25 protein-coding genes are annotated in these 26,565 nt (G+C 67.3%); 11 read left to right on the forward strand and 14 right to left on the reverse strand.

The window, feature by feature from the left end:
- Positions 1 to 140: 140 nt before the first annotated feature.
- Positions 141 to 773 (reverse strand): MBL fold metallo-hydrolase, encoded by a 633-nt coding sequence (locus ACWDUN_RS26620; RefSeq protein ID WP_449933442.1) that lies wholly within the window; start codon positions 771 to 773, stop codon positions 141 to 143.
- Positions 770 to 1,855, reverse strand: coding sequence for an S-(hydroxymethyl)mycothiol dehydrogenase (locus ACWDUN_RS26625; RefSeq protein ID WP_449933443.1), 1,086 nt, complete (start codon positions 1,853 to 1,855; stop codon positions 770 to 772). Before ACWDUN_RS26625 ends, ACWDUN_RS26620 begins: the two co-directional genes overlap by 4 nt.
- 214 nt (positions 1,856 to 2,069) lie before the next feature.
- Here ACWDUN_RS26625 and ACWDUN_RS26630 point away from each other — a divergent pair, with 214 nt between their 5' ends.
- The 4 genes from ACWDUN_RS26630 to ACWDUN_RS26645 all read left to right on the forward strand — a co-directional run bounded on the left by ACWDUN_RS26630 (position 2,070) and on the right by ACWDUN_RS26645 (position 6,307).
- Positions 2,070 to 3,692 carry a LuxR C-terminal-related transcriptional regulator gene (locus tag ACWDUN_RS26630; protein ID WP_449933445.1) on the forward strand — a complete coding sequence of 541 codons (1,623 nt, stop codon included), beginning with the start codon at positions 2,070 to 2,072 and terminating at the stop codon, positions 3,690 to 3,692.
- Positions 3,693 to 3,779: 87 nt separating this feature from the next.
- Positions 3,780 to 4,844, forward strand: coding sequence for a class I SAM-dependent methyltransferase (locus tag ACWDUN_RS26635; protein ID WP_449933446.1), 1,065 nt, complete (start codon positions 3,780 to 3,782; stop codon positions 4,842 to 4,844).
- A gap of 12 nt (positions 4,845 to 4,856) precedes the next feature.
- Positions 4,857 to 5,684, forward strand: coding sequence for a serine hydrolase domain-containing protein (locus ACWDUN_RS26640; protein WP_449933447.1), 828 nt, complete (start codon positions 4,857 to 4,859; stop codon positions 5,682 to 5,684).
- Positions 5,685 to 5,794: 110 nt separating this feature from the next.
- The gene (locus ACWDUN_RS26645) at positions 5,795 to 6,307 is read left to right on the forward strand and encodes a DUF3145 domain-containing protein (protein WP_023986000.1); all 513 of its coding nucleotides are present in this window, start codon (positions 5,795 to 5,797) and stop codon (positions 6,305 to 6,307) included.
- 66 nt (positions 6,308 to 6,373) lie between these two features.
- On the opposite strand, the gene ACWDUN_RS26650 is transcribed toward ACWDUN_RS26645, so the two are convergent.
- On the reverse strand, positions 6,374 to 7,834 hold the full coding sequence (locus tag ACWDUN_RS26650) for a flavin-containing monooxygenase (protein ID WP_449933449.1): 1,461 nt from the start codon (positions 7,832 to 7,834) through the stop codon (positions 6,374 to 6,376).
- A 78-nt stretch (positions 7,835 to 7,912) separates the two neighbouring features.
- Here ACWDUN_RS26650 and ACWDUN_RS26655 point away from each other — a divergent pair, with 78 nt between their 5' ends.
- The gene (locus tag ACWDUN_RS26655) at positions 7,913 to 8,539 is read left to right on the forward strand and encodes a TetR/AcrR family transcriptional regulator (RefSeq protein ID WP_449933450.1); all 627 of its coding nucleotides are present in this window, start codon (positions 7,913 to 7,915) and stop codon (positions 8,537 to 8,539) included.
- On the opposite strand, the gene ACWDUN_RS26660 is transcribed toward ACWDUN_RS26655, so the two are convergent.
- The 3 genes from ACWDUN_RS26660 to ACWDUN_RS26670 are packed head-to-tail and all read right to left on the reverse strand — an operon-like array spanning position 8,522 to position 11,274.
- Positions 8,522 to 8,809 (reverse strand): DUF1905 domain-containing protein, encoded by a 288-nt coding sequence (locus ACWDUN_RS26660; protein WP_449933452.1) that lies wholly within the window; start codon positions 8,807 to 8,809, stop codon positions 8,522 to 8,524. The genes ACWDUN_RS26655 and ACWDUN_RS26660 overlap by 18 nt on opposite strands.
- 9 nt (positions 8,810 to 8,818) lie before the next feature.
- Complete coding sequence (locus ACWDUN_RS26665; protein WP_449933527.1) at positions 8,819 to 9,706, reverse strand: diacylglycerol kinase; 888 nt, start codon at positions 9,704 to 9,706, stop codon at positions 8,819 to 8,821.
- The gene (locus tag ACWDUN_RS26670; protein WP_449933529.1) at positions 9,706 to 11,274 is read right to left on the reverse strand and encodes an FAD-binding oxidoreductase; all 1,569 of its coding nucleotides are present in this window, start codon (positions 11,272 to 11,274) and stop codon (positions 9,706 to 9,708) included. The genes ACWDUN_RS26665 and ACWDUN_RS26670 overlap by 1 nt, the downstream gene beginning before the upstream one ends.
- A 50-nt stretch (positions 11,275 to 11,324) precedes the next feature.
- On the opposite strand from ACWDUN_RS26670, the gene ACWDUN_RS26675 reads away from it, so the two are divergent.
- Positions 11,325 to 11,900, forward strand: a complete 576-nt coding sequence (locus tag ACWDUN_RS26675; protein ID WP_449933454.1) for a TetR/AcrR family transcriptional regulator — start codon at positions 11,325 to 11,327, stop codon at positions 11,898 to 11,900.
- Complete coding sequence (locus ACWDUN_RS26680; RefSeq protein WP_449933455.1) at positions 11,897 to 13,426, forward strand: glycerol-3-phosphate dehydrogenase/oxidase; 1,530 nt, start codon at positions 11,897 to 11,899, stop codon at positions 13,424 to 13,426. Before ACWDUN_RS26675 ends, ACWDUN_RS26680 begins: the two co-directional genes overlap by 4 nt.
- A gap of 1 nt (position 13,427) precedes the next feature.
- On the opposite strand, the gene ACWDUN_RS26685 is transcribed toward ACWDUN_RS26680, so the two are convergent.
- A complete protein-coding gene (locus ACWDUN_RS26685; RefSeq protein ID WP_449933456.1) occupies positions 13,428 to 14,297 on the reverse strand; it encodes a LysR family transcriptional regulator in 870 nt (289 codons plus the stop codon).
- Positions 14,298 to 14,381: 84 nt separating this feature from the next.
- Here ACWDUN_RS26685 and ACWDUN_RS26690 point away from each other — a divergent pair, with 84 nt between their 5' ends.
- On the forward strand, positions 14,382 to 15,131 hold the full coding sequence (locus ACWDUN_RS26690) for an SDR family oxidoreductase (RefSeq protein ID WP_449933458.1): 750 nt from the start codon (positions 14,382 to 14,384) through the stop codon (positions 15,129 to 15,131).
- Between the two features lie 93 nt (positions 15,132 to 15,224).
- Here the strand turns inward: ACWDUN_RS26690 and ACWDUN_RS26695 are convergent, their stop codons facing one another.
- From ACWDUN_RS26695 to aceE, 7 genes are all read right to left on the reverse strand, one after another.
- Positions 15,225 to 16,646, reverse strand: coding sequence for an acyl-CoA carboxylase subunit beta (locus tag ACWDUN_RS26695; protein ID WP_449933460.1), 1,422 nt, complete (start codon positions 16,644 to 16,646; stop codon positions 15,225 to 15,227).
- Between the two features lie 55 nt (positions 16,647 to 16,701).
- Positions 16,702 to 17,955, reverse strand: coding sequence for a 3-oxoacyl-ACP synthase KasB (kasB, locus tag ACWDUN_RS26700; RefSeq protein ID WP_449933461.1), 1,254 nt, complete (start codon positions 17,953 to 17,955; stop codon positions 16,702 to 16,704).
- Between the two features lie 56 nt (positions 17,956 to 18,011).
- Positions 18,012 to 19,262, reverse strand: coding sequence for a 3-oxoacyl-ACP synthase KasA (gene kasA, locus ACWDUN_RS26705; RefSeq protein ID WP_449933462.1), 1,251 nt, complete (start codon positions 19,260 to 19,262; stop codon positions 18,012 to 18,014).
- A complete protein-coding gene (gene acpM / locus ACWDUN_RS26710) occupies positions 19,259 to 19,555 on the reverse strand; it encodes a meromycolate extension acyl carrier protein AcpM (protein WP_030136494.1) in 297 nt (98 codons plus the stop codon). The genes kasA and acpM overlap by 4 nt, the downstream gene beginning before the upstream one ends.
- A gap of 78 nt (positions 19,556 to 19,633) precedes the next feature.
- On the reverse strand, positions 19,634 to 20,542 hold the full coding sequence (locus ACWDUN_RS26715; RefSeq protein WP_449933464.1) for an ACP S-malonyltransferase: 909 nt from the start codon (positions 20,540 to 20,542) through the stop codon (positions 19,634 to 19,636).
- A gap of 131 nt (positions 20,543 to 20,673) precedes the next feature.
- Entirely contained in the window at positions 20,674 to 21,966 is a 1,293-nt protein-coding gene (locus ACWDUN_RS26720; RefSeq protein ID WP_449933531.1) for a PucR family transcriptional regulator, read from the reverse strand.
- Positions 21,967 to 22,029: 63 nt separating this feature from the next.
- A complete protein-coding gene (gene aceE, locus ACWDUN_RS26725) occupies positions 22,030 to 24,819 on the reverse strand; it encodes a pyruvate dehydrogenase (acetyl-transferring), homodimeric type (RefSeq protein ID WP_449933466.1) in 2,790 nt (929 codons plus the stop codon).
- A 142-nt stretch (positions 24,820 to 24,961) separates the two neighbouring features.
- On the opposite strand from aceE, the gene ACWDUN_RS26730 reads away from it, so the two are divergent.
- The 3 genes from ACWDUN_RS26730 (at position 24,962) to ACWDUN_RS26740 (ending at position 26,561) form a co-directional block, all read left to right on the forward strand.
- The gene (locus tag ACWDUN_RS26730) at positions 24,962 to 25,543 is read left to right on the forward strand and encodes a hypothetical protein (RefSeq protein WP_449933467.1); all 582 of its coding nucleotides are present in this window, start codon (positions 24,962 to 24,964) and stop codon (positions 25,541 to 25,543) included.
- Between the two features lie 113 nt (positions 25,544 to 25,656).
- Positions 25,657 to 26,088 carry a DUF3052 domain-containing protein gene (locus ACWDUN_RS26735; RefSeq protein WP_449933468.1) on the forward strand — a complete coding sequence of 144 codons (432 nt, stop codon included), beginning with the start codon at positions 25,657 to 25,659 and terminating at the stop codon, positions 26,086 to 26,088.
- A complete protein-coding gene (locus ACWDUN_RS26740) occupies positions 26,088 to 26,561 on the forward strand; it encodes a peroxiredoxin (RefSeq protein ID WP_449933469.1) in 474 nt (157 codons plus the stop codon). The genes ACWDUN_RS26735 and ACWDUN_RS26740 overlap by 1 nt, the downstream gene beginning before the upstream one ends.
- Positions 26,562 to 26,565: the final 4 nt, after the last annotated feature.

Here is a 26,565-nt window from a genome sequence, read left to right on the forward strand (position 1 = left end):
AGTTTAACGGTGGCGCAGGCAATTTCGCGCATCGCGTCAGCAAATGAAGTTTCAGCAACATCCCGCCGCTGCCGGGAGACGCGAAATGCACGTAATGGTTGCCTGGCGCGCGGTTTCAGCAACCATTGCGTGCATCTCGATCAGTGGCCGCGTGTGACCCATTCGTCGTAGTTGACGAGTTCGCCGCCGATGGTGGTGGTGTCGCCGTGGCCGGTGTAGACGACGGTTTCGTCGGGCAGTGTGCCCAGGCGGGTGGAGATGGATTCCAGGATGGTCGGGAAGTCCGAGTAGGACCGTCCGGTCGCGCCGGGTCCGCCCTGGAACAGGGTGTCACCGGAGATGACGGCGTTCAGGGCCGGGACCGACCAGCAGACCGATCCGGGGGAGTGTCCGGGGGTGTGCAGGGCGTGCAGTTCGATACCGCCGGCGCGCAGCACCTGCCTGTCTTCGACGGTGCGGAACTCGGCCTCGGGATGTACGGCGCGCCAGAGCATCTCGTCGGCGGGGTGCAGGAACACCGGGGCGTCGAGGGCCTTGGCCAGGTCGGGTGCGACGGTGATGTGGTCGTTGTGGCCGTGGGTGCACACCACCGCGACGACGTTGCGGCCGCCGACGGCCTCGATGATGGGGTCGGCGGTGTGGGCGGCGTCGAAGACGATCACATCGTTGTCATCGCCGATGAGCCAGATGTTGTTGTCGACGTCCCAGCTGCCACCGTCGAGTTCGAAGGTGCCGGAGGTGACGACGCGCTGGATGTTGGCGGGCCCGCTCACAGCACGACCACCGAGCGCAGCACCTCGCCGGCGTGCATCTTGTGGAAGGCGTCCTCGACGGCGTCCAGGCTGATGCGCTCGGAGACGAACTTCTCCAGCGGCAGGCGGCCCTGCAGGTAGAGGCTGATCAGGGTGGGGAAGTCGCGTTCGGGCAGGCAGTCGCCGTACCAGGAGGACTTCAGTGATCCGCCGCGGGAGAAGAAGTCGACCAGCGGCATCTCCAGGGTCATGTCCGGGGTGGGCACGCCGACCAGGACGACGGTGCCGGCCAGGTCGCGGGCGTAGAACGCCTGCTTCCAGGTTTCGGGGCGCCCGACGGCGTCGATGACGACGTCGGCGCCGAAGCCGTCGGTGAGGTCCTGGATGGTTTCGATGGCGTCGAGGTCGCGGGCGTTGATGGTGTGGGTGGCGCCGAACTCGCGGGCGGTGTGCAGTTTGCGGTCGTCGACGTCGACGGCGATGATGCGGCGCGCGCCGACGAGGGCGGCGCCGGCGATGGCGGCATCGCCGACGCCGCCGCAGCCGATGACGGCCACGGTGTCGTCGCGGTTGACCGCGCCGGTGTTGATCGCGGCGCCGATGCCGGCCATCACGCCGCAGCCCAGCAGGCCGGCCACCGCGGGATCGGCTGCGGGATCGACCTTGGTGCACTGGCCCTCGTGGACCAGGGTCTTGTCGGCGAAGGCGCCGATGCCCAGGGCCGGGGACAGTTCGGTGCCGTCGGTCAGGGTCATCTTCTGAGTGGCGTTGAAGGTGTCGAAGCACAGGTGCGGGCGGCCGCGTTTGCAGGCGCGGCATTCGCCGCACACCGCGCGCCAGTTCAGGATGACGAAATCGCCGGGGGCCACGTGGGTGACGCCGGCGCCGATGGTTTCGACGATGCCGGCGGCCTCATGGCCGAGCAGGAAGGGATAGTCGTCGTTGATGCCGCCCTCGCGGTAGGTCAGGTCGGTGTGGCAGACCCCGCAGGCTTGAATGGCGACCACCACCTCGCCGGGACCGGGGTCGGGGATGACGATGTCGACCAACTCGACGGGCTGTCCCTTGGACCGGGAGATCACACCGCGCACCGTCTGACTCATGCCTTGCTGAACCTTTCGTTGGAATCGATACCTGTTTACTAACAGTGGTTTGAGTTGCTCGGTGGTAAACCTACTACAGGAGTGCGCACCGCGAGCGACGCGGACCGACCTATGCCTATAACCTAATACGCGCATCGCCGATCTGTCAGACAGGTGTCCAGTTTCTCCGAAAATGCCCTGGTCTCCGGCGTCCACGCGTAATAACGTGACGCTCATGACGGCCAGTGGAACCGCCGAGGGGCTGCTGCACGAGGCGCGAACCGCGCTCGGGCAGCAGAACTGGCGCGGCGTGTACGAGGCCTACGTCCGTGTCGACGGCGTGGGCCCGATGCCGCTGTCGGATCTCGACTCCTACGCCGAGGCGGCCTGGCGTCTGGGTCACGGCCGCGAGGCGGTCCGGCTGGCCGAGCGGGTGTACGGCCAACTGGTGCGCAGCGACCCGGCCGCGGCCGCGATGAAGGCACTCGAGCTCGGTCTGGAATGGGTGACCCGCGGCGATCTGAACATCGCCCGCGGCTGGATGAGCCGGGCGCGGCGGCTGATCGCCGACCCGGCGCCGGGTCCCGCGATGGGCTATCTGGTGTATCTGGAGGCGTTGGTCGCCTGGGCCGGACGCGATATCGACGAACTGCAGGTGCACGCCGACCGGCTGCGGGAGATCAGTGCGCCGCTCGGTGACCCGTCGCTGGATGCGTTGACCTCGGTGGCCGCCGCGATGGCCGCGTTCGGCAACAATCGGCCCACCGACGGCTGCGGCCACATCGACGAGGCGATGCTGCCGGTGCTGGCCGGAGAGGTCACCGTCGATTGGGCCGGCGACATCTACTGTGTGGTGCTCAACCTGTGCCACCAGTTGGCCGACCAGCCGCGGATGCGGGCGTGGACGGACGCGATGCAGCGATGGTGCGATGTGCACCAGACGGCGACCTACTACCGGGTGTGCGATGTGCATCGGTTGCAACTGGCGGCCGCCGACCAGGACTACCGGCATCTGGAAGAGCAACTGTTCACGGCCAGTTGCGCTTTGGAGGGTGTCAACGACTGGGTGAGCGGTGAGGGGTTCTATCAGCTCGGCGAGGTGCGCCGGTTGCGCGGTGACACCGACGGCGCACTCGCGGCCTTCGCCAAGGCCCGCAGCCTCGGTGTCGACCCACAGCCCGGACTGGCGCTGCTGCGCTGCCGGATGGGCGACAGTCAGTCGGCCTGGACCGAGCTACGGGTCGCGCTGGCCGGTGTGAGCCCGCTCAGCAGGATGCGGATGTTGCGGGCCGCCGTCGACATCGCCCTGGCCCGCGACGATCTGGACGAGGCACAGCGCCACTGTGCCGAACTGCAGGAGGGTGCCCGGTCCTTCGGGACGCCGGGGTATCGGGCCTGGGCGGCACACGCGCGCGGGGCGGTGCTCACCCGCCTCGGCGAGCACGGTGCCGCGCTGGAGAGCCTGAACGACGCCTTGCGCTTCTACCGCGAGCAACGGGCACGCTACGAGAGCGCCGAGGTGTATGAGTGGATGGCCTTGGCGCACAGGGGAATCGGCGATGAGTCGGCGACCGCCGCCGATATCGCGACCGCCGAGGCGATCTACGAGCAGCTGGCGGTGCAGCCGAGCGCGGCGTGTGGACGGCCCGTCCCGGGAGGGTTGACCCGGCGCGAGATCGAGGTGTTGCGGGCGCTGGCCGGTGGCGCGACCAACCGTCAGGTGGCCCAGGCGATCTTCATCAGCGAGAAGACGGTGGGGCGTCACCTGGCCAACATCTACGCCAAGCTCGGCGTCTCCTCCCGCACCGCGGCGCTGACCTGGGCCTATCAGCACAAGATCGTCAACACCGAGGGCTGACTACATCATTTGCCCCATGCGTGATGCTGCAAGAACGCATTATTCGGCCGATACCGCGCCGCGTCCCGTCGCCATAGCGTCTGCGGTATGACAGCACTCATCCAAGAAACCGCCGAAGATTTCGGCAATCGCGTGGTCGGCATCATCAACGACGCCTCGGTGGCCCTGCTGCTGAGCATCGGGCATCAGACCGGCCTGTTCGACACCATGGCGCGGCTGCCCGCGGCCACCAGCACCCAGATCGCCGATGCCGCCGATCTGGACGAACGCTATGTACGGGAATGGTTGGGCGGCCTGACCGTCGCGCAGATCATCGACTACGACGCCGTCGGCGGCACCTACCGGCTGCCCGAACATCGCGCGGCGGCGCTCACCCGCGCGGCGGGCACCGACAATCTGGCCGGTGTCGCACAGTTCATCCCGTTGCTGGCCGAGGTGGAGCAGCGCATCGTCGAATGCTTCCGCTCCGGCGGCGGATTGTCCTACGGCGAGTATCCGCGGTTTCACACGTTGATGGCCGAGGAGAGCGGCGCGGTGTTCGACGCGGCGCTGGTCGATGTCATCCTGCCGCTGGTGCCCGGCCTGGTCGACCAGCTGCGCGGCAACGCGGCGGTGGCCGATATCGGTTGCGGCAGTGGACATGCCGTCAACCTCATGGCCCAGGAGTTCGGCACCAGCCGGTTCACCGGTATCGACTTCTCCGACGAGGGGTTGGCGGTGGGTCGGGCCGAGGCCGCCGACCGCGGCCTGGCCAATGCCGACTTCCTGGCCCGCGATGTCGCCGAACTCGACATGGTCGAGGCCTATGACGTCATCACCGCCTTCGACGCCATCCACGATCAGGCCCACCCGGCGCGGGTGCTGGACAACATCTTCGCCGCACTGCGGCCCGGGGGCACCTTCCTGATGGTGGACATCAAGGCATCCAGTGATGTGCAGGCCAACATCGGGGCACCGCTGGGCGCCTACCTGTACACGGTGTCCACCATGCACTGCATGACGGTCTCGCTGGGGCTCGGCGGTGACGGGCTGGGCACCGTGTGGGGTCGCGAGGTGGCGACGTCCATGTTGGCGGACGCGGGATTCACCGATGTCGAGGTGCACGAGATCGAGTCCGATCCGCTGAACTACTACTACGTGGCACACAAGTAGGCTCAGGCGCCTATGGGTGCACTGGATCTGATCGACGACTGGCCGGTCCCGACCGCCGCCGCGGCGGTGGTCGGGGGTCGAGACGGCGTGCTGGCGACGCGCGGGGACGTCGACCGGACGTTCCGGCTGGCCTCGGTCACCAAACCGTTGGTCGCGCGCGCGGCGCAGGTCGCGGTCGAAGAGGGTGCGTTCGCCCTCGACGACCCGGCCGGACCGCCGGGCTCGACGGTGCGGCACCTGTTGGCGCACACCTCGGGGGTGGCCATGCAGAGCTCAGAGCAACTGGCCGCACCGGGGACGCGCCGGATCTACTCCAACCACGGATTCACCCTGCTCGCCGAGGCGCTCGAGGCGGCCACCGAGATCCCGGTGCAGACCTATCTCGCCGAGGGGGTCTTCGAACCGCTCGGAATGGCGTCGTCGGTGCTCGATGGTGGCGCTCCGGCGGCCGGCTACGGCGCGCGATCCAGCGTGGCTGATCTGGCGCGCTTCGCCGCCGAACTCCTGCGCCCCGAACTGGTGACCACGCAACTGCACGCGGAGGCCACCTCCGTGCAGTTCCCCGGACTCAACGGCGTGTTGCCCGGGTTCGGTTCGCAGCGCCCCAATGACTGGGGGCTGGGGTTCGAGCTGCGGTCGCAGAAGTCGCCGCATTGGACGGGCGCGGCCAACTCTGGTGCGACTTTCGGCCATTTCGGCCAGTCAGGGACGTTTTTGTGGGTCGATCCGGTCGCCGATCTGGCGCTGGTGGTGCTCACCGACCGCGATTTCGGTGACTGGACGCACGAGCTGTGGCCGGCCATCTCTGATGGAGTCCTGAGAGAATTCGGCGCACACTAGCGCAACAGGCGTCCCACAAGGCACAATAGACACGCACGAAACAACTGCACATTTCGGTAACACCAGGTCGTTGGGGAAGACGTCCCTCGTGGAGCCGAAGGAGCAAAAGTATGCGTGCGTCGAACCAGTTCGCCGAGGCGACAACTGGCGTGGTTTACGTTCACGCCTCGCCCGCGGCGGTATGCCCACACGTGGAGTGGGCTCTTTCGTCGACCCTGTCGGCGCGGGCGAACCTCAAGTGGACGCCCCAACCCGCCATGCCCGGACAGCTGCGCGCCGTCACGAACTGGGTAGGGCCGGTGGGCACCGGTGCCCAGTTGGCCAATGCCCTGCGTTCGTGGTCGGTGCTGCGCTTCGAGGTCACCGAGGATCCCAGTGAGGGCGTGGACGGCCACCGCTGGTGCCACACCCCGCAACTCGGCCTGTGGAGCGGTGCGATGAGCGCCAATGGTGACGTCATGGTCGGCGAACAGCGGTTGCGTGCCCTGATGGCGTCCGGTGCCGACGCGTTGGCCGCCGACCTGGATTCGGTGCTCGGCACCGCCTGGGACGAGTCGCTGGAGCCCTACCGCGGTGGTGGCGACACCGGCGAGGTCACCTGGCTCAACCGCGGCGTCGGCTGATCTCTTACGGCGAGCGTGCGGGTCTGCACCCAGACACGCCGCGATCGCCGCGAAGTCTGCGCACGCTCACCGGATTGTGAAGTGGGCATCCTCGGGTTCACTCAACATGTCGGTGAGCGTTTTGCGGTCCCACGGCCAGAGGTCGATGGTGCCTTCGTCGGTGAAGTACCAGGAGTTGCACCCGGTGTTCCACACCGTGGGCCCGAGCGCATCGGCGACTGCGGCGTTGAACTCGTCGGTGGCCGCTTCGGTGACCTCCACCTCGTCGAGTTCACCGTCACGGAATCGGGTGAGCCATGCGACGACATAACGGGCGGTGAGTTCGGCCGAATACTGCAGTGGGATGGAACCGGTCGGGGAGTTCGGCCCCAGGATCGTGAACAGATTCGGGAAGCCCGGGATCGCCGTCATCCGGTAGGCGCGCGGACCCTTCACCCAGACGTCGTCGAGGGTGACGCCGTCGCGGCCGACCACCGACATCGGTCGCATGTAGTTGTGCGCGTGAAAGCCGGTGGCCAGCACGATGACGTCGACCTCGTGCTGCTCGCCGTCGGCGGTGCGGATCCCGGTCGGGGTGACCTCGGCGATCGGACCGGTGACCAGTCGGGCGTTCGGCGCGGTGATGGCGCGGTAGTAGCTGCCCGAGACCACCTGCCGCTTGCACAGCGGCTGGTAATCCGGGGTCAGTCGGGCCCGCAGCTTCGGATCGCGGATCTGGACCCGCAGACTGGCGCGGGCGTAAGCCTGTACCAGCTTTCGTCGCCATGACGGGGTGGTGACGATATCGGCCAGGATGTTGGATCCCCACTGCAACCCGTCGAAGGTGACGTCCAACAGCGCGGGCCATCGTCGCCAGATCGCCGCCAGAGCCCGCGGCTGTGGAAGGGACATCGGCGCCCACAGCACCCACTGCGCCGAACGGGCGAAGTGGACCATCTCGGCGGCGTCGGGCTGTAAGGCCGAAACCACCTGCACGCCGGTGGAACCGGTGCCGATGACGGCCACCCGCTGACCCTCGGTCCGCAGCAGTGGATCCCAGCGTGCCGTGTGCACAACCGGTCCGGTGAAGCCGTCCAGTCCCGGGATTTCGGGGGTGAACGGGTGGTGCAGGACGCCGGTGGCGCAGATGACGAAATCGGCCGTCAGGGAATCACCGCCGGCGGTGGTCACGGTCCAGCCGGCCTTGTCGTATTGCGCCGCAGTCACTTCCGTGTTCAGCCGCAGATGCTTGTCGAGACCGAAGCGCTCGACGACATCGCGGTGGTAGTCGCGGATCTCGTCACCGTTGGCCCACAGGTGGCTCCAGTTCGGTTTCGGCGCGAACCCGAACTGGTAGATCTGCGAGGGCACGTCACAGGTCAGGCCGGGGTAGCGGTTCCAGTGCCACACCCCGCCGACCTCGGAGCCTTTCTCCAGGATCGTGAAATCGGTGAAGCCGTTGCGTTGCAACGTGTATGCCGTGGCGATACCGGCCAACCCGGCACCGATGACGATGACGCGCGGTTGCCGGGCGTCCGAATGCTCCATGCGTGACCTCCGATATCGGATACCGACGGTATCCGAATACTTGGAGTGCAATCAATACCCGCGGTCTACCATTTGGGCATGCCGCGTCTGACCAGGGCCGAACGCCAGGAGCAGACCCGCGCCGAACTGCTGCAGGCCGCCAAGTCGCGTTTTCTGGCGCACGGGTACGCCGCCACGAGCCTCGACGATATCGCCGACGACGCGGGGTTCTCCAAGGGCGCCGTGTACTCGAACTTCGGCAGCAAGCCTGCGCTGTGCCGCGAAGTGCTGGCCCTGATCCACCGCGAGAAACTCGGTGAGATGTCCCGGCTGGCGGGCACCGATACCGATCTGATGGAGCGCATCGCTGCGGTCAACGACTGGTTGGAGCGCACCGCCGGGGACGTCGGTTGGACCATGCTGGAGTTGGAGTTCGTGGTGCTATCTCGTCACAACCCCGAACTCGGCGCGATGATCACCGCGCTTCGCGACGATGCCGCGCAGATGGTCAACGCAGTGCTGCGTGCGTTGGCACGAGATCTGGACCCCGAGACCGCGTCGCGCATCGACGACTTCGGAAATCTGTTGCTGAGCGCGGGAATTGGGCTGGGCATCCAGCGCGCCATCGATCCGTCGCTGTCGACGCGCCCGGTGGCCGATGCGATTACCCGGACCATGAATTTGTTGGCCGCGCTGACCGACGACAGGTCAGCCTCCGACGCGTAGGCGCACCCGGACGCGGTCTCCGTCATCGATGCTCTCCGGCCGTCGCAGCGCCACCTTCAGCGGTACCACGTAGACACCGTCTTTCGGGATGAGTGAGGTCCGCACCTCGGTGTCACCGACACCCACGGTTGCCGGGATGACACCCCAGCCGTAGGTCAGCTCGCCGAGATGGGCATGGAGGAAATCATCGATCTCGGGCGGGGTCTCGACGAAGAAGTACGGCGCCGGCCCGCGCCACTGGAACACCTCGCCCTCGAACTCCCAGTCCACCGCATCAGGCTACGGCCGCAATACCTTGAGTGCGCCGGGAACCGCCGACACCTCTACCGGCAGCGGGCAGACGAACTCGCCGTCGGCATAGGCCGTGATGCCGGGACATTCCACCGTGATCACCCGGGCCCGGCGGGTCTGGACCTCGTCGAGGTGCACATGGGTTCCCTTGAAGACGGTGGGGAACAACCGGATCAGCCTCGTCCGCGACGCCGAGGCCACCATCGTCACGTCCAGCAGTCCGTCGCACGGATCAGCCCCGGGCGTGATCAGCATGCCGCCACCGTAACTGCGCGTGTTGCCGAAGGCCGCCAACGTCAGATCGCTGACGACCTCCTCACCGTCGAAAGTGAACCGGAACGGAAGCAGGCGGAGCTTGGAGATCTCGGCGACCATCGCGAGGTTGTAACGCATCCGGCCGTGCGGCCAGCGCATCCGGTTGGTCCGGTCGGTCACCAGCGAGTCGAATCCGGCGGCCATCACGGTACCGAACCAACGCTGCGTCCCGTCGGCGCCGACGATTTGACCCAGATCGATCGCCACGGCGCGCCCGTCGACGACGATATCGGCGGCAGCCTCGGGATCCTTTGTCGGAATACCGAACTCGCGGGCGTGATCGTTACCGGTGCCGGCCGGGATGATCCCCAGCGGGATGTCGGTGCGGGCCAGCACCTGCAGCGCCAGCGAGATGATGCCGTCCCCGCCCACCACGACGAGCGCGTCCATCCCGCGTTCCAGCGCACCCTCGACGAGCTGGCGGGCATGCGCGGAGTCGCGGCCGGCGATGGCCACCACATCGACACCGCGGCGGTGCAATTGGGTGATGGCGCGCTCGGCGGCATGCGGGGCACTTCCGTGCCCCGATGCGGGGTTGGTCAGGACGGTGACCCGCTTGATCACGGGATCAGCTTGCCCGGGTTCATGATTCCGACCGGGTCCAGCGTGGCCTTGACCGCCCGCAACACCTCAACGCCCAGATCGCCGATCTCGGCACGCATCCACGGCCGGTGATCGGCGCCCACCGCATGGTGGTGGGTGATGGTGCCCCCGGCGGCCACCATCGCGTCCGATGCGGCGATCTTGGCGCGTTGCCACTGCTGCAACGGGTCGCCCTGCTGGCCGGCGACCACGGTGAAATACAGCGACGCTCCGGTGGGGTACACGTGCGAAATATGACACATCACCAGGGCCCGGCCCAGTGATTCGGTCAATGCCGCGGTGACCGCGGTCTTCAGTGCGCCGATGTTCGACCAGTTGGTCGCGGTCTCCAACGTCTCGCACAACGCACCGGCCGACAGCAGTGAATCGCGCAGGTACGGTGCCCCGAACCGGCCGTGCTCCCATGCCTTCGCCGGACCGTCACCGAGTGAGGTGCCACCGTGCGCGCGCAGCACCGCCGCGGTCTCGGTGTGCCGACTCAAGGTATGCGCCGCGGTACCTTCGAATGCGGTGATCGCCAAACACCCTCCGGTGATGGTCTTTTCGCCGATGCTCTCGGTGGTCGCCAGGTTCACCCCGGTCTCGGCCTCATCCGAGAGCCGGATCACCGTCGGCCCGGTGCCGGTCTGGGTGACCGCGCGCAGCGCGGCCGCTCCGGTCGCGAAATCGGGAAACCTCCAGGCCTCGTACCGCGTGGTCTCAGGGCTCGGGTGAACCCGTACCCGGACCCGGGTGATGATGCCGAACACGCCCTCGGACCCCACGATCAGTTGGCGCAGATCGGGACCCGCCGCCGAGGCCGGGGCGCGGCCGAGGTCGAGCACACCCGCCGGCGTCACGACGGTGAGTCCGCGCACCATATCGTCGAATCGTCCGTAGCCGGCCGAGTCCTGGCCCGAGGACCGGGTGGCGGCGAACCCGCCGATCGTCGCGAACTGGAAGCTCTGCGGGTAGTGACCGAGCGAGAACCCCTGGGCGCCGAGCAGTTCTTCGGTGTGCGGTCCGGTGACGCCGGCGCCGAGTTCTGCCTCGCCGGACTCGGTGTCCAGGCTGTGCAGCGCATCGAGACGGCGCAGATCCACCGACACCACCGCCGAGAACTCCCCGCGCAACGGGTCCAGTCCGCCGACGACGCTGGTGCCCCCGCCGAACGGCACGACGGCGATCCGGCGCTCGCTGCAGACCTGCAGCACTGCGATCACGGCGCTCTCGTCGGCGGGCAGCAGCACCGCGTCCGGCGCATCCTGTTGGCCGCTATCCGTGCGACGCAACAGATCCGGGGTGGACTTGCCGCCGGCGCGCAACAGCCGACTCTGATCGTCGGTGCGGACGAACCGGTCACCGAGGACGGCTTCGAGTGCCGCGCGATCATCATCGGACAGCGACGTGGGGCGTAACCGGACATCGCCGGCCGCCAACTCCGGCGCTGCTGGACCGTCGACGCCGAGGGCCTGTGCGAGCAGTGCCTTGATGCCGTCGGAGAGGGGTTTGGCGGACTGCGGGTCGCCCCAGGCATTCCACTTCATCGGGGGCTGCAGATCGGCACTGGCTTGCGTCATGCGTTACAGTATTACACATGGTGTCAATCAGTAACGATGATTCGCTCGGCGATCGGATCCTCGATGCCGCCGCCGAATGCGTGATCGCCTTCGGCGTGGAGCGGGTGACGCTGGCCGAGATCGCCCGGCGCGCCGGGGTCAGTCGGCCGACCGTGTACCGGCGCTTCCCGGACACCCGATCGATCCTGGCCGCGTTGCTGACTGCGCGGGTGATCCGCGTGCTCGACGGCGCCGACGACCGCGAGATCGGACGGCAGGCCCTGGTGGCGCGCATTGTTGGAGTCGCCGGGCGGCTGCAGCACGACGAGATCGTGATGACGGTGCTGCACAACGCGCCCGAACTGGCGATGGTGTACATCGCCGAGCGCCTGGGCACCAGTCAGCAGATCCTCATCGACGCCGTGGCCGGCCAGCTCAAGTTGGCCCAGGAGGACGGCAGCGTCCGCTCCGGTGACCCACGTCGGCTCGCCGCGATGTGCCTGCTGATCACCCAGTCCACCGTGCAGTCCGCGCAGATGGTCGAACCGATCCTGGATGCCGACGCGCTCGCCGACGAACTGGCCCACGCCCTGAACGGATACCTGCAGCCATGACCCCAGCATCCCCACACGCCAGTGCACTCAACCGTGCGCGGCGCAGCGCCGATTTGGAGGCGCTGACCGAGCCGGTCGACGTGCTGGTGATCGGCGGCGGCATCACCGGAGCCGGTATCGCGCTGGACGCGGCGACCCGGGGGTTGCGCGTGGTGCTGGTCGAGAAGCATGATCTGGCCTTCGGTACCAGCCGCTGGAGCTCGAAGCTGGTGCACGGCGGTCTGCGATATCTGGCCTCGGGCAATATCGGCATCGCCCGGCGCAGCGCCGCCGAACGCGGAATCCTGATGACGCGCAACGCCCCTCATCTGGTCAGCGCCATGCCGCAATTGGTGCCGTTGCTACCGGCCATGAACCGGGCCTCGCGTGCTCTGGTGCGCACCGGTTTCCTCGCCGGTGACGGTCTGCGCAAGATGGCCGGGACGCCGGCCGGTGTGCTGCCGCGGTCGCGTCGCGTCGATGCCCAGCGTGCCGTCGCGCTGGCGCCAACGGTGCGCCGTGACGGTCTCGACGGCGCCTTCCTGGCCTACGACGGTCAGCTCATCGACGATGCCCGCCTCGTCGTCGCGGTGGCGCGCACCGCCGCGCAGTACGGCGCGAGGATCCTGACCCGGATGAAAGCGGAGCTGGCACAGGGGGATTCGGTGCGGTTGACCGATGAACTCAGTGGGCAGACGCTGCAGCTTCGCGCCCGTGCGGTGATCAATGCCGCCGGTGTCTGGGCGGGAGAGGTGGACCCGTCGATCCGGTTGCGGCCCAGCCGCGGCACCCACCTCGTGTTCGACGCGGCGGCGTTCGGCAACCCGACCGCAGCGCTGACCATCCCGATTCCCGGCGAGTTGAACCGATTCGTGTTCGCCATGCCCGAACAACTCGGCCGCGTCTATCTCGGTCTCACCGACGAGGACGCACCCGGGCCGATACCCGATGTGCCGCAACCCACGTCGGATGAGGTGCGCTTCCTGCTCGATACCGTCAACACCGCGCTGGACACCGCACTGACCGAAGCCGACGTGCGCGGTGCCTACGCCGGCTTACGCCCGCTGATCGAGAGCGAGGGGCACACCGCCGACCTGTCCCGCGACCATGCCGTCACCGAGTCCGACAACGGTGTCATCAGCGTCGTCGGCGGCAAGCTCACCGAATACCGGTACATGGCCGAGGATGTCCTGGACCGCGCCATTGCGCTGCGCGGGCTGACCGCCGCGCCGTGCCGGACCCGCAACCTGCCGCTGGTCGGAGCGCCGACCAATCCCGTCGCCGCCGTGCGCGCCCAGGCCGACCCGCCGCCCTCGCTGGTGGCCCGCTTCGGTGCCGAGGCGCCCAATGTGATCGCCATGGCGACCTGCGATCGGCCGACCGAACCGGTGGCCGCCGGAATCGATGTCCTCCGTGCCGAATTCGAGTACGCGGTGACGCATGAGGGTGCGTTGGACGCCGACGACATCCTGGACCGGCGCACCCGGATCGGGTTGGTCGCCGAGGACCGCGAACGGGCGGCAGCGGCGGCCGCGGAGTTCGTCTGATTCAGCCGACCGAGAGGATGGCATCGCGGAATGCCGATTGAGTGTGCCGCTGCCACAGCGCCTGCACGCCGACTAGCAGCTCGGGTTCGAGGTCGATGACCCGCACTCGACCGTCCATTGCCGGGCCCGCCTGCGTGGTGACGAAAGCCGGCGCTCCGGTCGTCAGAGGTGCGGCGACCGTTGCCGAGCCCTGGACGCGGCTGACGACGAAATCGGGCTCGAAACCCGCGCGTCGGCACGCACCCATCAGGAAGTCGCTGTAGTAGGACGCTCCGGGCGGTGACCAGAGGGCGATCTGCTCGCCGGAAAGTTCGTGAATATCGATGGTCGTCGCGTCTGCCAGCCGGTGCTCGCAATGGACCGCCACCCGCACCCGGTCATAACCGATGATCGCGGAGGACAATTCGGCGGTGGGTGCGATGCCGCGGCGCAACCCCAAATGCACGGTGCCTTCGAGGGTCTCGCGCAGAAGATCGTCGGGATACATCTGGCGACAGCTGACCGACAGGTGGCCGAACGTGTCGATTGCGGGTTCGAGTCTGGCGTACACCTCCGCAGAGCTCAGCGCGGGGGTGTGGCCGACGACGAACACCTCCGGTCTGTCGTCTGCGGTGCGCGAGACCCGGTTGGCCACGGTGTCGGCGGCGGCCAGCAGCACCCGCCCTTCGATCACCAGTTGTGCTCCCGCTGCGGTCGGGGTGATGCGGCGCCCCGATCGCATGAAGAGCTGAGCACCGAGGTCTTTCTCGAGCAACTGGACCGACTGACTCAACGCCTGCTGGGTGATGTGCAGGGTGGCTGCTGCGGCGGTGAAGCTGCCGGCCTCGGCCACCGCGACGAAGTGGCCCAGTCGTCGCAGATCGAGAGTCACGCACCATAATCTACAACCATTACTTGTTGAAATTAAGGTAAGAGCTGTTTTTAATTTGTTTGACTCCTCGATAGCGTGCCCTGCGTGAGCGAAATCAGAGGAAAGTCAGCAGTCGTCGCCGCTGGTGCCAAAAATCTTGGTGGTTTGATCAGCCGGAGTTTGGCGCAGCGTGGTGTCAACGTGGCTGTGCACTACAACAGCTCGGCTACCGAGTCCGATGCCGATGGGACCGTTGCCGAGGCCGAGCGGGCCGGCGTCAAAGCCATCAAGGTGCAGGGCGATCTCACGGTGCCTGCCAACGTCGAGAACCTGTTCGACACCGCTGTCGATGCGTTCGGTCAGGTCGACATCGCGATCAACACCGTCGGCAAGGTCCTCCGCAAGCCGATCGTGGAAACCACCGAGTCCGAATACGATTCGATGTTCGACATCAACGCCAAGGCGGCCTACTTCTTCCTGCAGCAGGCGGGCCGCCGCCTCGCCGACAACGGTTCGGTCATCACCATCGTCACCGCGCTGCTGGCCGCATTCACAGACGGCTATTCCACCTACGCCGGCGCGAAGAGTCCGGTCGAACATTTCACCCGCGCGGCGGCCAAGGAGTTCGCTGCTCGCGGAATCAACGTCAACAACATCGGTCCCGGTCCGATGGACACCCCGTTCTTCTACGGTCAGGAGACCCCGGAGCGAGTCGAGTTCCACAAGTCCCAGGCCATGGGCGGGCGTTTGACGCTCATCGAGGACATTGCCCCGCTGGTGCTGTTCTTGGCCGACGAAGGACACTGGATCACCGGGCAGACCGTCTTCGCCAATGGCGGCTACACAACCCGATGACTGCCGGCTGAACGCCGACGAGCAGACGTAAAACTGCCCCTTTTCCTCGGAAAAGGGGCAGTTTTACGTCTGCTCGCGAAGGAAAGGAGACCCTTACAGCGGGATGTTCTTGTGGCGGCCGCGGCGCGCGGGTGCCTCGGCCAGCGCCTGGGTGATCACGCTGCGGGTGTGCGCCGGGTCGATCTTGGCGTCCACCACGCCGATCTCGATGGCACTGTCCACACCACCGGCGATCCGCTCGTGCTCGGCGGCCAGCTCCTCGTGCAGGGCCTCGCGCTCGTGGTCGGGCGCGGCGGCGAGCTTACGCTTGTGCAGGATGCCGACCGCGGCCTTGGCGCCCATCACGGCGACCTCGGCGTCCGGCCAGGCGAACACCTTGGTGGCACCCAGGGAGCGCGAGTTCATGGCGATGTAGGCGCCGCCGTAGATCTTGCGGGTCACCAGGGTGACGCGCGGGACGGTGGCCTCACCGAAGGCGTGCAGCAGCTTGGCGCCGCGACGCACCACCCCGCCCCACTCCTGGTCCACACCGGGCAGGTAGCCCGGCACGTCGACGACGACGACCAGCGGGATGCCGAAGGCATCACACAGCCGCACGAAACGTGCCGACTTCTCGGCACTTTCGGAGTTCAGGCAGCCGCCGAGGCGCAGCGGGTTGTTGGCGATGACGCCGACCGAACGCCCGGCCAACCGGCCCAGGCCGACGACGATCGACGGTGCCCAGCGGGACTGGAACTCGTCGAAGGGGGCGTCCTTGTCCAGCAGCGCCTCGACGATCGGGTGCACGTCGTAGGCACGGCGGGCCGACTCGGGCATCAGGGCCTTGAGGTCGACATCGCCGGCCTCGGCCTTGCTGCGGTCGAAATGCCCCTGTTGGCAGAACAATCCGACGAGGCGGCGGCCGCGCTCGTAGGCGTCGAGTTCGTCATCGGCGACGATGTGGCACACGCCGGACTTCTTGTGGTGGGCCTCCGGGCCGCCGAGGGACACCATGTCGACGTCCTCGCCGGTGACGCTGCGCACCACGTCGGGACCGGTGACGAAGACCTTGCTCTCCGGCGCCATGATGATGACGTCGGTCAGGGCGGGCCCGTAGGCGGCACCGCCGGCGGCGAAGCCGACGACCACCGAGATCTGCGGGATGTAACCGGACGCCCGGATCATCGCCTCGAAGACCAGGCCGACCGCGTGCAGCGCCTTGACGCCCTCGGCCAGGCGTGCGCCGCCGGAGTGCCAGATGCCCACGATCGGGCTCTGCTCCTCGATGGCGGTGTCATAGGCGTTCACGATGTGTGCGCATCCCTCGATGCCCATCGCCCCGCCCATCACGGTGCCGTCGGTGCAGAACGCGATGGTGCGCACACCGTTGACGGTGCCGGCCGCGGCCAGCACACCGGACTTGTCGCGCTCGTGCAGCAGCGAGACGCTGCCGTCGTCGAAAAACGTGCTCAGCCGCAGCAGCGGGTCACGGGGATCGAGCGACTCGGCGGCCGCTTCGGGAGCCATGATGGTCATCCAGTCCTCCTCTTGCGCGTCGGATGGTGACCGGCGCCCTCGGGTTACTTCTAGGTCAGTACTTTCCGAAGGTGAGCGCCACGTTGTGCCCACCGAATCCGAACGAGTTGTTGATCGCGTATGTGAAGTTGCCGGAGCGCGGCTCGTCGGCCACCACGTCCAGGTCGATCTCGGGGTCCAGATTCTTCAGGTTCAGCGTGGGCGGGATGATCCCGTCCCGCAAGGCGAGCACCGTGAGAATGGACTCCACCGCACCGACCGCTCCGACCGAATGGCCCAGGGCCGCCTTCGGCGCGTAGACCGCGGGCTTGTGCCCCTTCATCGCGTTGTTGATGGCCACGCCCTCGGCGACGTCACCGACGGAGGTGCCGGTCGCGTGCGCATTGACGTGGTCGATATCGGAGGGCTGCAACCCGGCCAGTTCGATCGACCGGCTCATCGCATAGCCGGCCTGCTCGCCGTTGGGGTCCGGAGCCACGATGTGGTAGCCGTCGGAGGTGACGCTGGCACCCATGATGCGGGCCAGGATGTTGGCTCCGCGTGCCTTGGCGTGCTCCTCGGTCTCGATGACCATCATGGCGCCGCCCTCACCGAAGACGAAGCCGTTGCGGTCCCGGTCGAATGGGCGGCAGGCGCCCGCGGGGTTGTCGTTGGTGTTGGACAGCACGATGCGCATCTGGGCGAAACCGGCGATCGGCACCGCTTCGATCTTGGTCTCCACACCACCGCAGATGGCGATGTCGGCCTCGCCGAGCACGATGTTGCGCCAGGCGTTGGCGATCCCCTCCGAACCCGACGCGCACGCCGAGATCACAGTGTTCACACCGGCTTTCGCCTTGCGTTCCAAGCCGACGGCCGCCGCGGCGCCGTTGGGCATGTACATCTGGACGACCAGCGGCGAGACGGCGCGCAGACCCTTGGCCCGCATGCCGTCATAGGCGAACACCAGTTCCTCGGTGGATCCCAGGCCGGTGCCGATCGACACCATCAGGCGCTTGGGGTCCACCTCGGGTGCACCGGCGTTCTCCCACACCCGCCGGCCGATCACGGTGGCCATCTTCTGCAGGTACGACAACCTGCGGAGCTCGACACGAGTCAGTTCGTCGTCGAACCCCTCGAGCAGATGGCCACCGATACGGACGGGCAGGTCATACTCGGTGACGAAGTCGTCCTCGAGCAGCCGGATGCCACTTTCGCCGCCGAGCAGCTTCTTCCAGGTCGTTTCGGCGTCGGTGGCCAACGCGGTCGTCATGGCGATGCCAGTGACGACCACGTTGGGCAGACCGTTCCCCGTAGACAGCTTGTTCAAGCCGTTCCCCACCTTTGTTACAGAATCTCTCTCTGCTGTGGCCTGCTGCTCAAGCCTCAGTATCGTCCGAACGCCAGAGCCACATTGTGGCCGCCGAACCCGAACGAATTGTTGATGGCGTACTGGTAGTCACCGTATCGCGGCTCGCCTGCAACAACGTCGAGATCGATCTCGGGATCGGGGGTCTCGTAGTTGAGCGTCGGCGGGATGACGCCGTCGCGCAGGGCGAGCACCGTCAGGATCGACTCCAGGGCACCCACGGCACCGATCGAGTGGCCCAGCGCCGACTTCGGCGCGTAGACCGCGGCTTCACCGACGCCGGCCACGCGCAGTGCGTTGGCCTCCGCGGTGTCGCCGATCGGGGTGGCCGTGGCGTGGGCGTTGACATGGCTGATGTCCTTCGGGGACAGACCAGCGGTCTCCATCGCACGCTTCATCGCCTGGCCGGCGCGCAGACCGTCGGCGGCCGGGGCCACCATGTGGAACGCGTCGGATGTGATACCGGCACCCATCAGGCGGGCCAGCGGTTTGGCGCCACGGGCCAGGGCGTGCTCCTCGGTCTCGATGACCATGAGCGCGCCGGCTTCACCGAAGACGAACCCGTCGCGATCCTTGTCGAACGGACGGGAGGCGCCTTCCGGATCCTCGTTGCGGGTCGACATCGCACGCATCATCGAGAACGCCGCGATGGGCAGTGCCTCGATGGCACCTTCGACACCACCGCAGACCGCGATATCGGCGTCACCCATGACGATCTGACGCCATGCGTGGGCGATGCCCTCCGACCCTGACGAACACGCCGAGACCGGGGTGATGACGCCGGCCCGGGCACCGAGCTCGAGGCCGACGACGGCCGCGGCACCGTTGGGCATGATCATCTGAACGGCGAGCGGGGACACCTTGCGCGGCCCGCCCTCGTTCATCGCGTCATAGGTCTCGACGATCTTCTCGCCGCCACCGAGACCCGTGCCGATCACGACCGTGAAGCGGTCGGGATCGACCTCCGGCTTACCCGCGGTCTCCCACAGCTGATTGCCGAGGTACTTGGCCATCCGCTGCACGTAGGACATGCGCCGCATCTCGAGGCGGGACATCAGCGGATCGAGCGGCTCCTTGAGGTGACCGCCGATCTTGGCTGCCAGGTCCCACTTCTCGACGAAATCGTCTTCGAGCTTGCGGATGCCGCTCTCGCCGGCCAGCAGGCCCTTCCACGTGCTCTCGATATCCGGTGCGATCGACGTGGTCGCCGTAACGGCGGTCACCACGACATTCGGGAACCCGCCGTTAGCAGTGGAAGGTTTGCTCATTCCGAGCCAAACTTCTCGCGCAGGGCGGCAGCGGCCTCGGGGTTCTCGGCCTCGAGCTTCTGGATGTAGGCGACGACGTCACCGACGGTGCGCAGACCGGCGAGGTCCTCGTCGGGGATCTTCACGCCGTACTTGTCCTCGGTCTGCACGGCGATCTCGACCATCGACAGCGAGTCGATGTCCAGATCGTCGACGAACGACTTCTCCGGGGTGACCTCGGACGGCTCGATACCGGTGACCTCTTCGATGATCTCGGCGAGACCGGCGATGATTTCTTCCTGGCTGGCGGCCACAATGGCTCCTTCTTTGTTGGCGCACTCCGGCTGTCGGAGTGTCAGACGTTCTGTTATGGGCAGTGCTACCCGAAAGACTCAGAGCTCGGCGAGTCCGTCCAGGTCTGAGGGGGCCTTGACCGCATGTGTCGGTGTGCCCTTCAGTTCTCGTTTGGCGATGCCGACCAGTGTCCCGGCGGGCGGGAACTCGACGATCGCCGTCAGCTGGTTTCCGCGCAGCGTCTCGTTGGTCAGATCCCAGCGCACCGGCTGGGTCATCTGCGCGATCAGCTTGGCCATGGCGTCGGCGGCATCGGCCACCGGCTTGCCATCGGCGTTGGACAGCAGGGTCTTGGTGGGCTCGGCCGTGGCGACCTGCGCGGCGGCGGCCGCGTAGCCCTCGGCGGCGGTGGCCATGTAGTGCGTGTGGAAGGCGCCGGCGGTGGCCAGCACCCGGACCCGGGCCTTGGCCGGGGGATCCTCGGCCAGCTTCTCCAGCGCGGCGACGGCCCCGGCGGCCACGATCTGGCCGGCGGCGTTGCGGTTGGCCGGGATCAGATCCAGGGATTCCAGCCGGGCCAGTACTTCGGCCTCGTCGCCACCGAGCACCGCGGCCATGCCGGTGGGCTCCAGGGCGCAGGCCTTGGCCATCTCGGCGCCGCGGGTGGCGGCCAGCTTGACCGCGTCATCGGCGGAGATGACGCCGGCGATGACGTAGGCGGCGATCTCACCGACCGAATGGCCGGCGACCACGGCGTCCTTGTCGCCCAGCAGATTGCGCTTGGTGAGCTCCTCGTGGGCCAGCAGGGTGGCGGCCACGACCAGCGGCTGGGTCACCGCGGTGTCGGTGATCTCCTCGGCGGTGGCGGTGGTGCCCAGCCGCACGAGATCCAGATCGCTGATCTGCGACCATGCGGCCAGGCGCTCGGCGGCACCGGGCAGCTCGACCCACGGGGTGAGCATGCCGGGCGTCTGGGATCCCTGTCCGGGAGCAAGCAAAGCAAGCACGGGATTAAGAAAACACTGTGAGGGCCTCATAGTGCGGTGTAAGAGATTATGAACCTTGTCTTATTCTTTTGTGGAGTTTCCACAAAAGAGCACGTGAAGCGGCCGTGCCGAGACCTCGTTGCGATCTCGGTTCATCCCAGATAGCCGCCCCAGCCCGACCCGGATTGCCCCGCAGGTCTCGTTGTACTGCTGTTTGAGGTGTTGAAGTGGCCCACGTCACGTTGCAGCCTGCCCACGGTGGTGGCGACCCGCAGAACGTAGGCATCGCGGGGCACGGTGGGATCGCGGCCCGTGAAGTCGGCGATCCGCTTCAGCCGGTACCGCACGGTGTTTGGATGAACGAACAATTTGCGCGCGCACGCTTCGATGGCGCCGCCCGAGTCGAGGTAGCTGTCCAGTGTCTCGGTGAGGGCGGGGCCGGCGTCGGCCAGAGGCCGCATCACCTCGCTCTCCAAGGCGGCGACGGCCGTCTCGTCGCCGAGCAGGGCGCGTTCGGGCAACAACTCGCGGGCCGATACCGGACGCGGGGCGCCGTTCCAGCCCGCGACGGCATGCATGCCGGCCATCGCCTCGGCGGCGCTGCGGTGCAGGCCGGACAGGCTCGTCGCCGTCGGGCCCACGACGACGGGCCCGTCGTCGAAGACGGTGAGCAGGTCGGCGAGGAATCGGTCGGTCAGTGACAGGGATCCCGACACGATGGCGACCAGCCAGGTGCCGTGCACATCGGAGAGGGTGGCCCTGTTGTGCCGGTTGCCTACGGCGTGTACATCGCCGATGGCCAGGTCGATGCGATCAGGGCGCGGTGTGCCCACGATGACGGTGGCCGGAGCCGTCGCGTCCCAGTTCAGGGCGGCCGCCTGCGATTGCAGTCCGCTGCCCGCGTCGCCGCGCACGATGGCGTCGACGATGTTGGCCTCCATCCGGGTGTCCCACGCTCCGCGCGCCTCGGCCGCGTCGGCGTAGCTCGCAGCGGCGGCGAACGCCAGATCGCGGCTGTAGCGCAGGATGCCGACGGTCAATGCCTTGGTCTGCTCTTCGTTGCGGCCAAGCATCGGCAGCAGTTCCTCGAGGAACTCCGTGGTCACCCGCACCATGTCCACGGTCTGGCGCAGCGCGACGTGACGGGTCAGGTCCTGCGGCACCAGTGCGAAGGCCTCGGCGGTGTAGCCGAGGTCGCTGCCCGGGTCGTGCAGCCACTCGGCGAAGTTGACGACGGCGGTCTGCACGACCAGTTGCACGCTCGCCCGCTGAGAGGCCTCCAGGTCGGCGAAGAACGGCAGCCGCTCCTGCATCGCCTGCACCGTTTCGGTGGCCAACCGGCCCGAGTACTGCTTCAACCGACGGCGCAGCGACTCCGGAACGCCCTCCAGGATCGTGAGCGGAGAACGTGGCTCGGGGAACGAATTGTCGGACACCTCTAAAATTTTACCGTCGCGTTTGTGGAGCCTCGCCCTTATTCGTTCCGGGCGAGGCTCCACACGCCACGATCAGGCGGAACCGGTGTCGGCGTAGGACACGTCGGCGGCCTGCACATCGTCGATGCGGTACTCCTTGGCCGCGGCGACGGCGACCGACGGATCGATCTCACCGTCGCGGGCCAGCGCCTCGAGCACCGCGACGACGACGGATTCGGCGTCGGTGTTGAAGTAGCGCCGCGCGGCCGGACGGGTGTCTGAGAACCCGAAACCGTCGGTGCCCAGGGTGAGGTAGGTACCGGGCACCCAGGGCCGGATCTGCTCGGGCACCGCCCGCATCCAGTCCGAGACCGCGACGACCGGGCCGGCCGCATCGGCGAGCACCTTGGTGACATATGCGGTCGGTTCGGGCTCGCCGGGATGGCGCAGCCGCTGCTTCTCGACCTCCACGCCGTCGCGGTTCAGCTCGCCCCAGCTGGTCACCGACCAGACGTCGGCGGCCACATCCCACTTGTCGGCCAGCATGTCGGCGGCCTTCAGCGCCTCCGGCATCGACACACCCGAGGCCAGGATCTGAGCGGCGCTGGTGCGCTTCTCGGTCGCGGCCCGGAACCGGTACATCCCGCGCAGCACGCCCTCGGGATCGAAGTTCTCCGGCTCGGCGGGCTGGACGTAGGGCTCGTTGTAGATGGTGATGTAGAAGAAGATGTTCTCGGGGTTTTCCCCGTACATCCGCTTCAGGCCGCTTTCCACGATATGGGCGATCTCGTAGGCGAACGCCGGATCGTAGGTGACCGCCGCCGGGTTGGTCGAGGCCAGCAGCAGTGAGTGCCCGTCGGCGTGCTGCAGCCCCTCACCGGTCAGGGTGGTGCGCCCGGCGGTGGCGCCGAGCACGAATCCGCGGGCCATCTGATCAGCCGCCGCCCACAGCCCGTCACCGGTGCGCTGGAACCCGAACATCGAATAGAAGATGTAGATCGGGATCATCGGCTCGTTCTGGGTGGCATACGAGGTGCCCACCGCGGTGAAGCTCGACGTGGAGCCGGCCTCGTTGATGCCCTCGTGCAGGATCTGGCCGACCTCGGACTCCTTGTAGGCCAGCATCAGCTCGGAGTCGACGGCGGTGTACAGCTGGCCGTTGCGGTTGTAGATCTTCAGGCTCGGGAACCACGAGTCCATCCCGAACGTGCGTGCCTCGTCGGGGATGATCGGCACGATCCGCGGCCCGATGTTCTTGTCGCGCAACAGTTCCTTGAACGTGCGCACGGTGGCCATGGTGGTGGCCACGGGCTGCTTGCCCGACCCCTTCTTCAGCGCCTTGTAGGTGTCGGTCGGCGGCAGGGTCAGCGTCTTGGTCTTGGTCCGCCGTTCGGGCAGGAACCCGCCCAAAGTGCGGCGACGGTCCAGCAGATACCGGATCTCCGGGGCGTTGGGCCCGGGGTGGTAGTACGGCGGCAGGTACGGATCCTCTTCGAGCTGCGCATCGGAGATGGGCACGCGGGTGACATCGCGGAACGCCTTGAGGTCTTCCAGCGCAAGCTTTTTCATCTGATGCGTGGCGTTGCGGCCCTCGAAGTGCTGGCCCAACGTGTAGCCCTTGATGGTCTTGGCCAGGATGATCGTGGGCTGACCCTTGTGCTCCATCGCCGCCCGGTAGGCCGCGTACACCTTGCGGTAGTCGTGCCCGCCGCGCTTGAGGTTCCAGATCTCCCGGTCGGTCATCGGCTCCACCAGCGCCTTGGTGCGCGGGTCCCGGCCGAAGAAGTGGTCACGCACGTAGGCGCCGTCGTTGGCCTTGTAGGTCTGGTAGTCACCGTCGGGGGTGGTGTTCATCAGGTTCACCAGCGCGCCGTCGCGGTCGGCGTGCAGCAGGGCATCCCATTCGCGGCCCCAGACGACCTTGATGACGTTCCAGCCGGCACCGCGGAAGAAGGACTCCAGCTCCTGGATGATCTTGCCGTTGCCGCGGACCGGGCCGTCGAGGCGCTGCAGGTTGCAGTTCACCACGAAGGTCAGGTTGTCCAGGCCCTCGTTGGCGGCGACCTGGATCAGGCCGCGCGATTCGGGCTCGTCCATCTCACCGTCACCGAGGAACGCCCACACGTGCTGATCGGAGGTGTCCCTGATACCGCGATCGTGCAGGTAGTGGTTGAACCGGGCCTGGTAGATGGCGTTCATCGGGCCCAGGCCCATCGACACCGTGGGGAACTCCCAGAAGTCGGGCATCAGCCGCGGATGCGGGTACGAGGGCAGCCCGCCGCCGGGATGCGAATGTTCCTGGCGGAAGCCGTCGAGCTGGTCGGTGCTCAGCCGGCCCTCGAGGAAGGCGCGGGCGTACACGCCGGGGGAGGCATGACCCTGGATGAAGATCTGATCGCCACCACCGGGATGGGACTTGCCGCGGAAGAAGTGGTTGAAGCCCACCTCGTACAGCGATGCCGAGGAGGCATACGTCGAAATATGGCCGCCGACACCGACTCCCGGGCGCTGCGCCCGGTGCACCATGATGGCCGCGTTCCACCGGATCCAGGCCCGGTAGCGACGCTCGACGTCCTCGTCACCGGGGAACCAGGGCTCCAACTCGGTCGGGATGGTGTTCACGTAATCGGTGGACGTCAACGCCGGGATGGCGACACGCTGCTCGCTGGCACGTTCCAGCAGGCGCAACAACAGATACCGCGCGCGGGCCGGGCCGGACCGCTCAACCAACTGGTCGAACGACTCCAACCACTCGCCGGTCTCTTCGGAATCGATATCGGGCAGATATGAGGCGACGCCCTCGCGGATCACACGGACCCGGTCGGGTTCGCCTGCAGTGCCAGAGTTTTGAGCCAGGTCTTGGCGCGCGAACTCGGTGGTCAACTACGGCTCCTCGGTTGAAGATGCTTCTCGTGGTGCTTGTGGCACCCTCCATCGTGCTCCTATCCTGCCCGATGCGCCCGAGCGGGGTCGGCTCGCGGAATGATCCGGCGATCCGGGGCGCGAACCGGTAAGTTCGATCACGATGCTGACCAGTTGGCGGGGCTGTCCTGCACCGACGCGGCTGCGCATCGCCGCGCTCGCCGTCGGCGGTCCGGCCGGCCTGGCGATGATCGTCGTGGGCTGCAGCAGCGTCGTCCCCGGCACCGCCACCGTCGACACGGCCGACGCCCCGCTGTATCAAGCCTCGGTATCGGCATCGATCGCCGAATCGGCGGCCAGCTCCAGCGCCCGTGAGTCCGAACGGCAGGCCTCGATCACCCAGGAAGCCGTGCACAGCTCGTGCGAGGCGCTCAGCTCCAGCAGTGCCGACGCCATCACCGCGGTCAACGGCTACGTCGACGCCTACAACTCCAGTGCCGATGTGGCGGGATCGGCGGGACCGGCCATCGATTCCCTGCGGGGCAGCGCCGACCTGGTGGCGGGCAGCCTGTCGGACCCGCTGAGCCCGGAACTACGTGATGCGCTCGACCAGTGGGTGGACGCCGCGCGGGCCGTGGCCACCGCGATCGCCGACGATATCGGCCCGAGCCCGTTCAACGATGCGATCAACCGGCTGAACGACTCGCGGACCCTGGCATTGGACCTCTGTGATGCCGCATATTGACAACATGGGTCCGAACTTGCGCCCAGGAGCACGGGTGAGGGGACACGACGTGCGACGATAGGCGTCACACGAAGTTCGCAGGCGTACTCAAACTAACAGGAGGAGGACAGAAGGTGGTCGCGGCGGGGAAGGAATCTGACCCCAATTACGCCCGCAGACTGGGCATCGAGAAAGACCAGGTTGTCCAGGAGTTGGGGTGGGACGAGGACACCGACGACGACATCCGGGCCGATATCGAGGACGCCTGCGGTGGCGAAATGCTCGACGAGGACGCCGATGAGGTGGTCGACGTGGTGCTGCTGTGGTGGCGCGATGACGACGGTGACCTGGTGGACCGGCTGATGGATGCCATCGCGCCGCTGGCCGATGACGGCGTCATCTGGGTGGTGACACCCAAGACCGGCAAGCCCGGCCACGTCCAGCCCGCCGAGATCGCGGAGTCCGCGCCCACCGCGGGTCTGATGCAGACCTCCTCGGCCAATCTCGGCAACTGGATCGCCAGCAGATTGGTGCAGCCGAAGTCCAAGGCCGCCGGCAGGCGGTAGTGGCGCAAGCCGGCCTGCCCGTCGGGGTCCCCGCACCGGACTTCACCCTCAAGGATCACCACGGTCGCCCCGTCACGCTGTCGGCGTTGCGACCGCGTCATGTCCTGCTGGTGTTCTTCCCGTTGGCGTTCACCCCGATCTGTCTGGGTGAGCTCGGCGAGATCCGCGACCGCCTCGCCGATTATCAGAACGATGACACTGCGGTGCTCGCCGTTTCGGTGGGTCCGCCACCCACACACAAGATCTGGGCCGCCGAGAACGGCTTCACCTTTCCCGTACTGGCCGATTTCTGGCCGCACGGCGTCGTGGCGCAGGCCTATGGGGTCTTCAACGCCGACACCGGCTATTCCAACCGCGGGACGTTCGCCATCGACTCGGCCGGCATCATCCGGTTCGCCGAGATGAAGGATCCCGGCGTACCGCGCGATCAGGCGGACTGGCGGCGGGCCCTGGCGGCCATTCGCGGTGGGTGAGATT

It is taken from the genome of Mycobacterium sp. NPDC003323, assembly GCF_053589535.1.

Coding starts and splice junctions, on each gene's coding strand:
- ACWDUN_RS26640 (WP_449933447.1), top strand. CDS start 4,857: ATGGGTGCACTGGATCTGATCGACGACTGGCCGGTCCCGACCGCCGCC.
- ACWDUN_RS26655 (WP_449933450.1), top strand. CDS start 7,913: ATGCCGCGTCTGACCAGGGCCGAACGCCAGGAGCAGACCCGCGCCGAA.
- ACWDUN_RS26695 (WP_449933460.1), bottom strand. CDS start 16,646: ATGACCATCATGGCTCCCGAAGCGGCCGCCGAGTCGCTCGATCCCCGT.
- ACWDUN_RS26625 (WP_449933443.1), bottom strand. CDS start 1,855: ATGAGTCAGACGGTGCGCGGTGTGATCTCCCGGTCCAAGGGACAGCCC.
- kasA (WP_449933462.1), bottom strand. CDS start 19,262: ATGAGCAAACCTTCCACTGCTAACGGCGGGTTCCCGAATGTCGTGGTG.
- ACWDUN_RS26630 (WP_449933445.1), top strand. CDS start 2,070: ATGACGGCCAGTGGAACCGCCGAGGGGCTGCTGCACGAGGCGCGAACC.
- ACWDUN_RS26645 (WP_023986000.1), top strand. CDS start 5,795: ATGCGTGCGTCGAACCAGTTCGCCGAGGCGACAACTGGCGTGGTTTAC.
- ACWDUN_RS26675 (WP_449933454.1), top strand. CDS start 11,325: ATGGTGTCAATCAGTAACGATGATTCGCTCGGCGATCGGATCCTCGAT.
- ACWDUN_RS26670 (WP_449933529.1), bottom strand. CDS start 11,274: ATGAAGTGGAATGCCTGGGGCGACCCGCAGTCCGCCAAACCCCTCTCC.
- ACWDUN_RS26650 (WP_449933449.1), bottom strand. CDS start 7,834: ATGGAGCATTCGGACGCCCGGCAACCGCGCGTCATCGTCATCGGTGCC.
- ACWDUN_RS26635 (WP_449933446.1), top strand. CDS start 3,780: ATGACAGCACTCATCCAAGAAACCGCCGAAGATTTCGGCAATCGCGTG.
- ACWDUN_RS26730 (WP_449933467.1), top strand. CDS start 24,962: ATGCTGACCAGTTGGCGGGGCTGTCCTGCACCGACGCGGCTGCGCATC.
- ACWDUN_RS26680 (WP_449933455.1), top strand. CDS start 11,897: ATGACCCCAGCATCCCCACACGCCAGTGCACTCAACCGTGCGCGGCGC.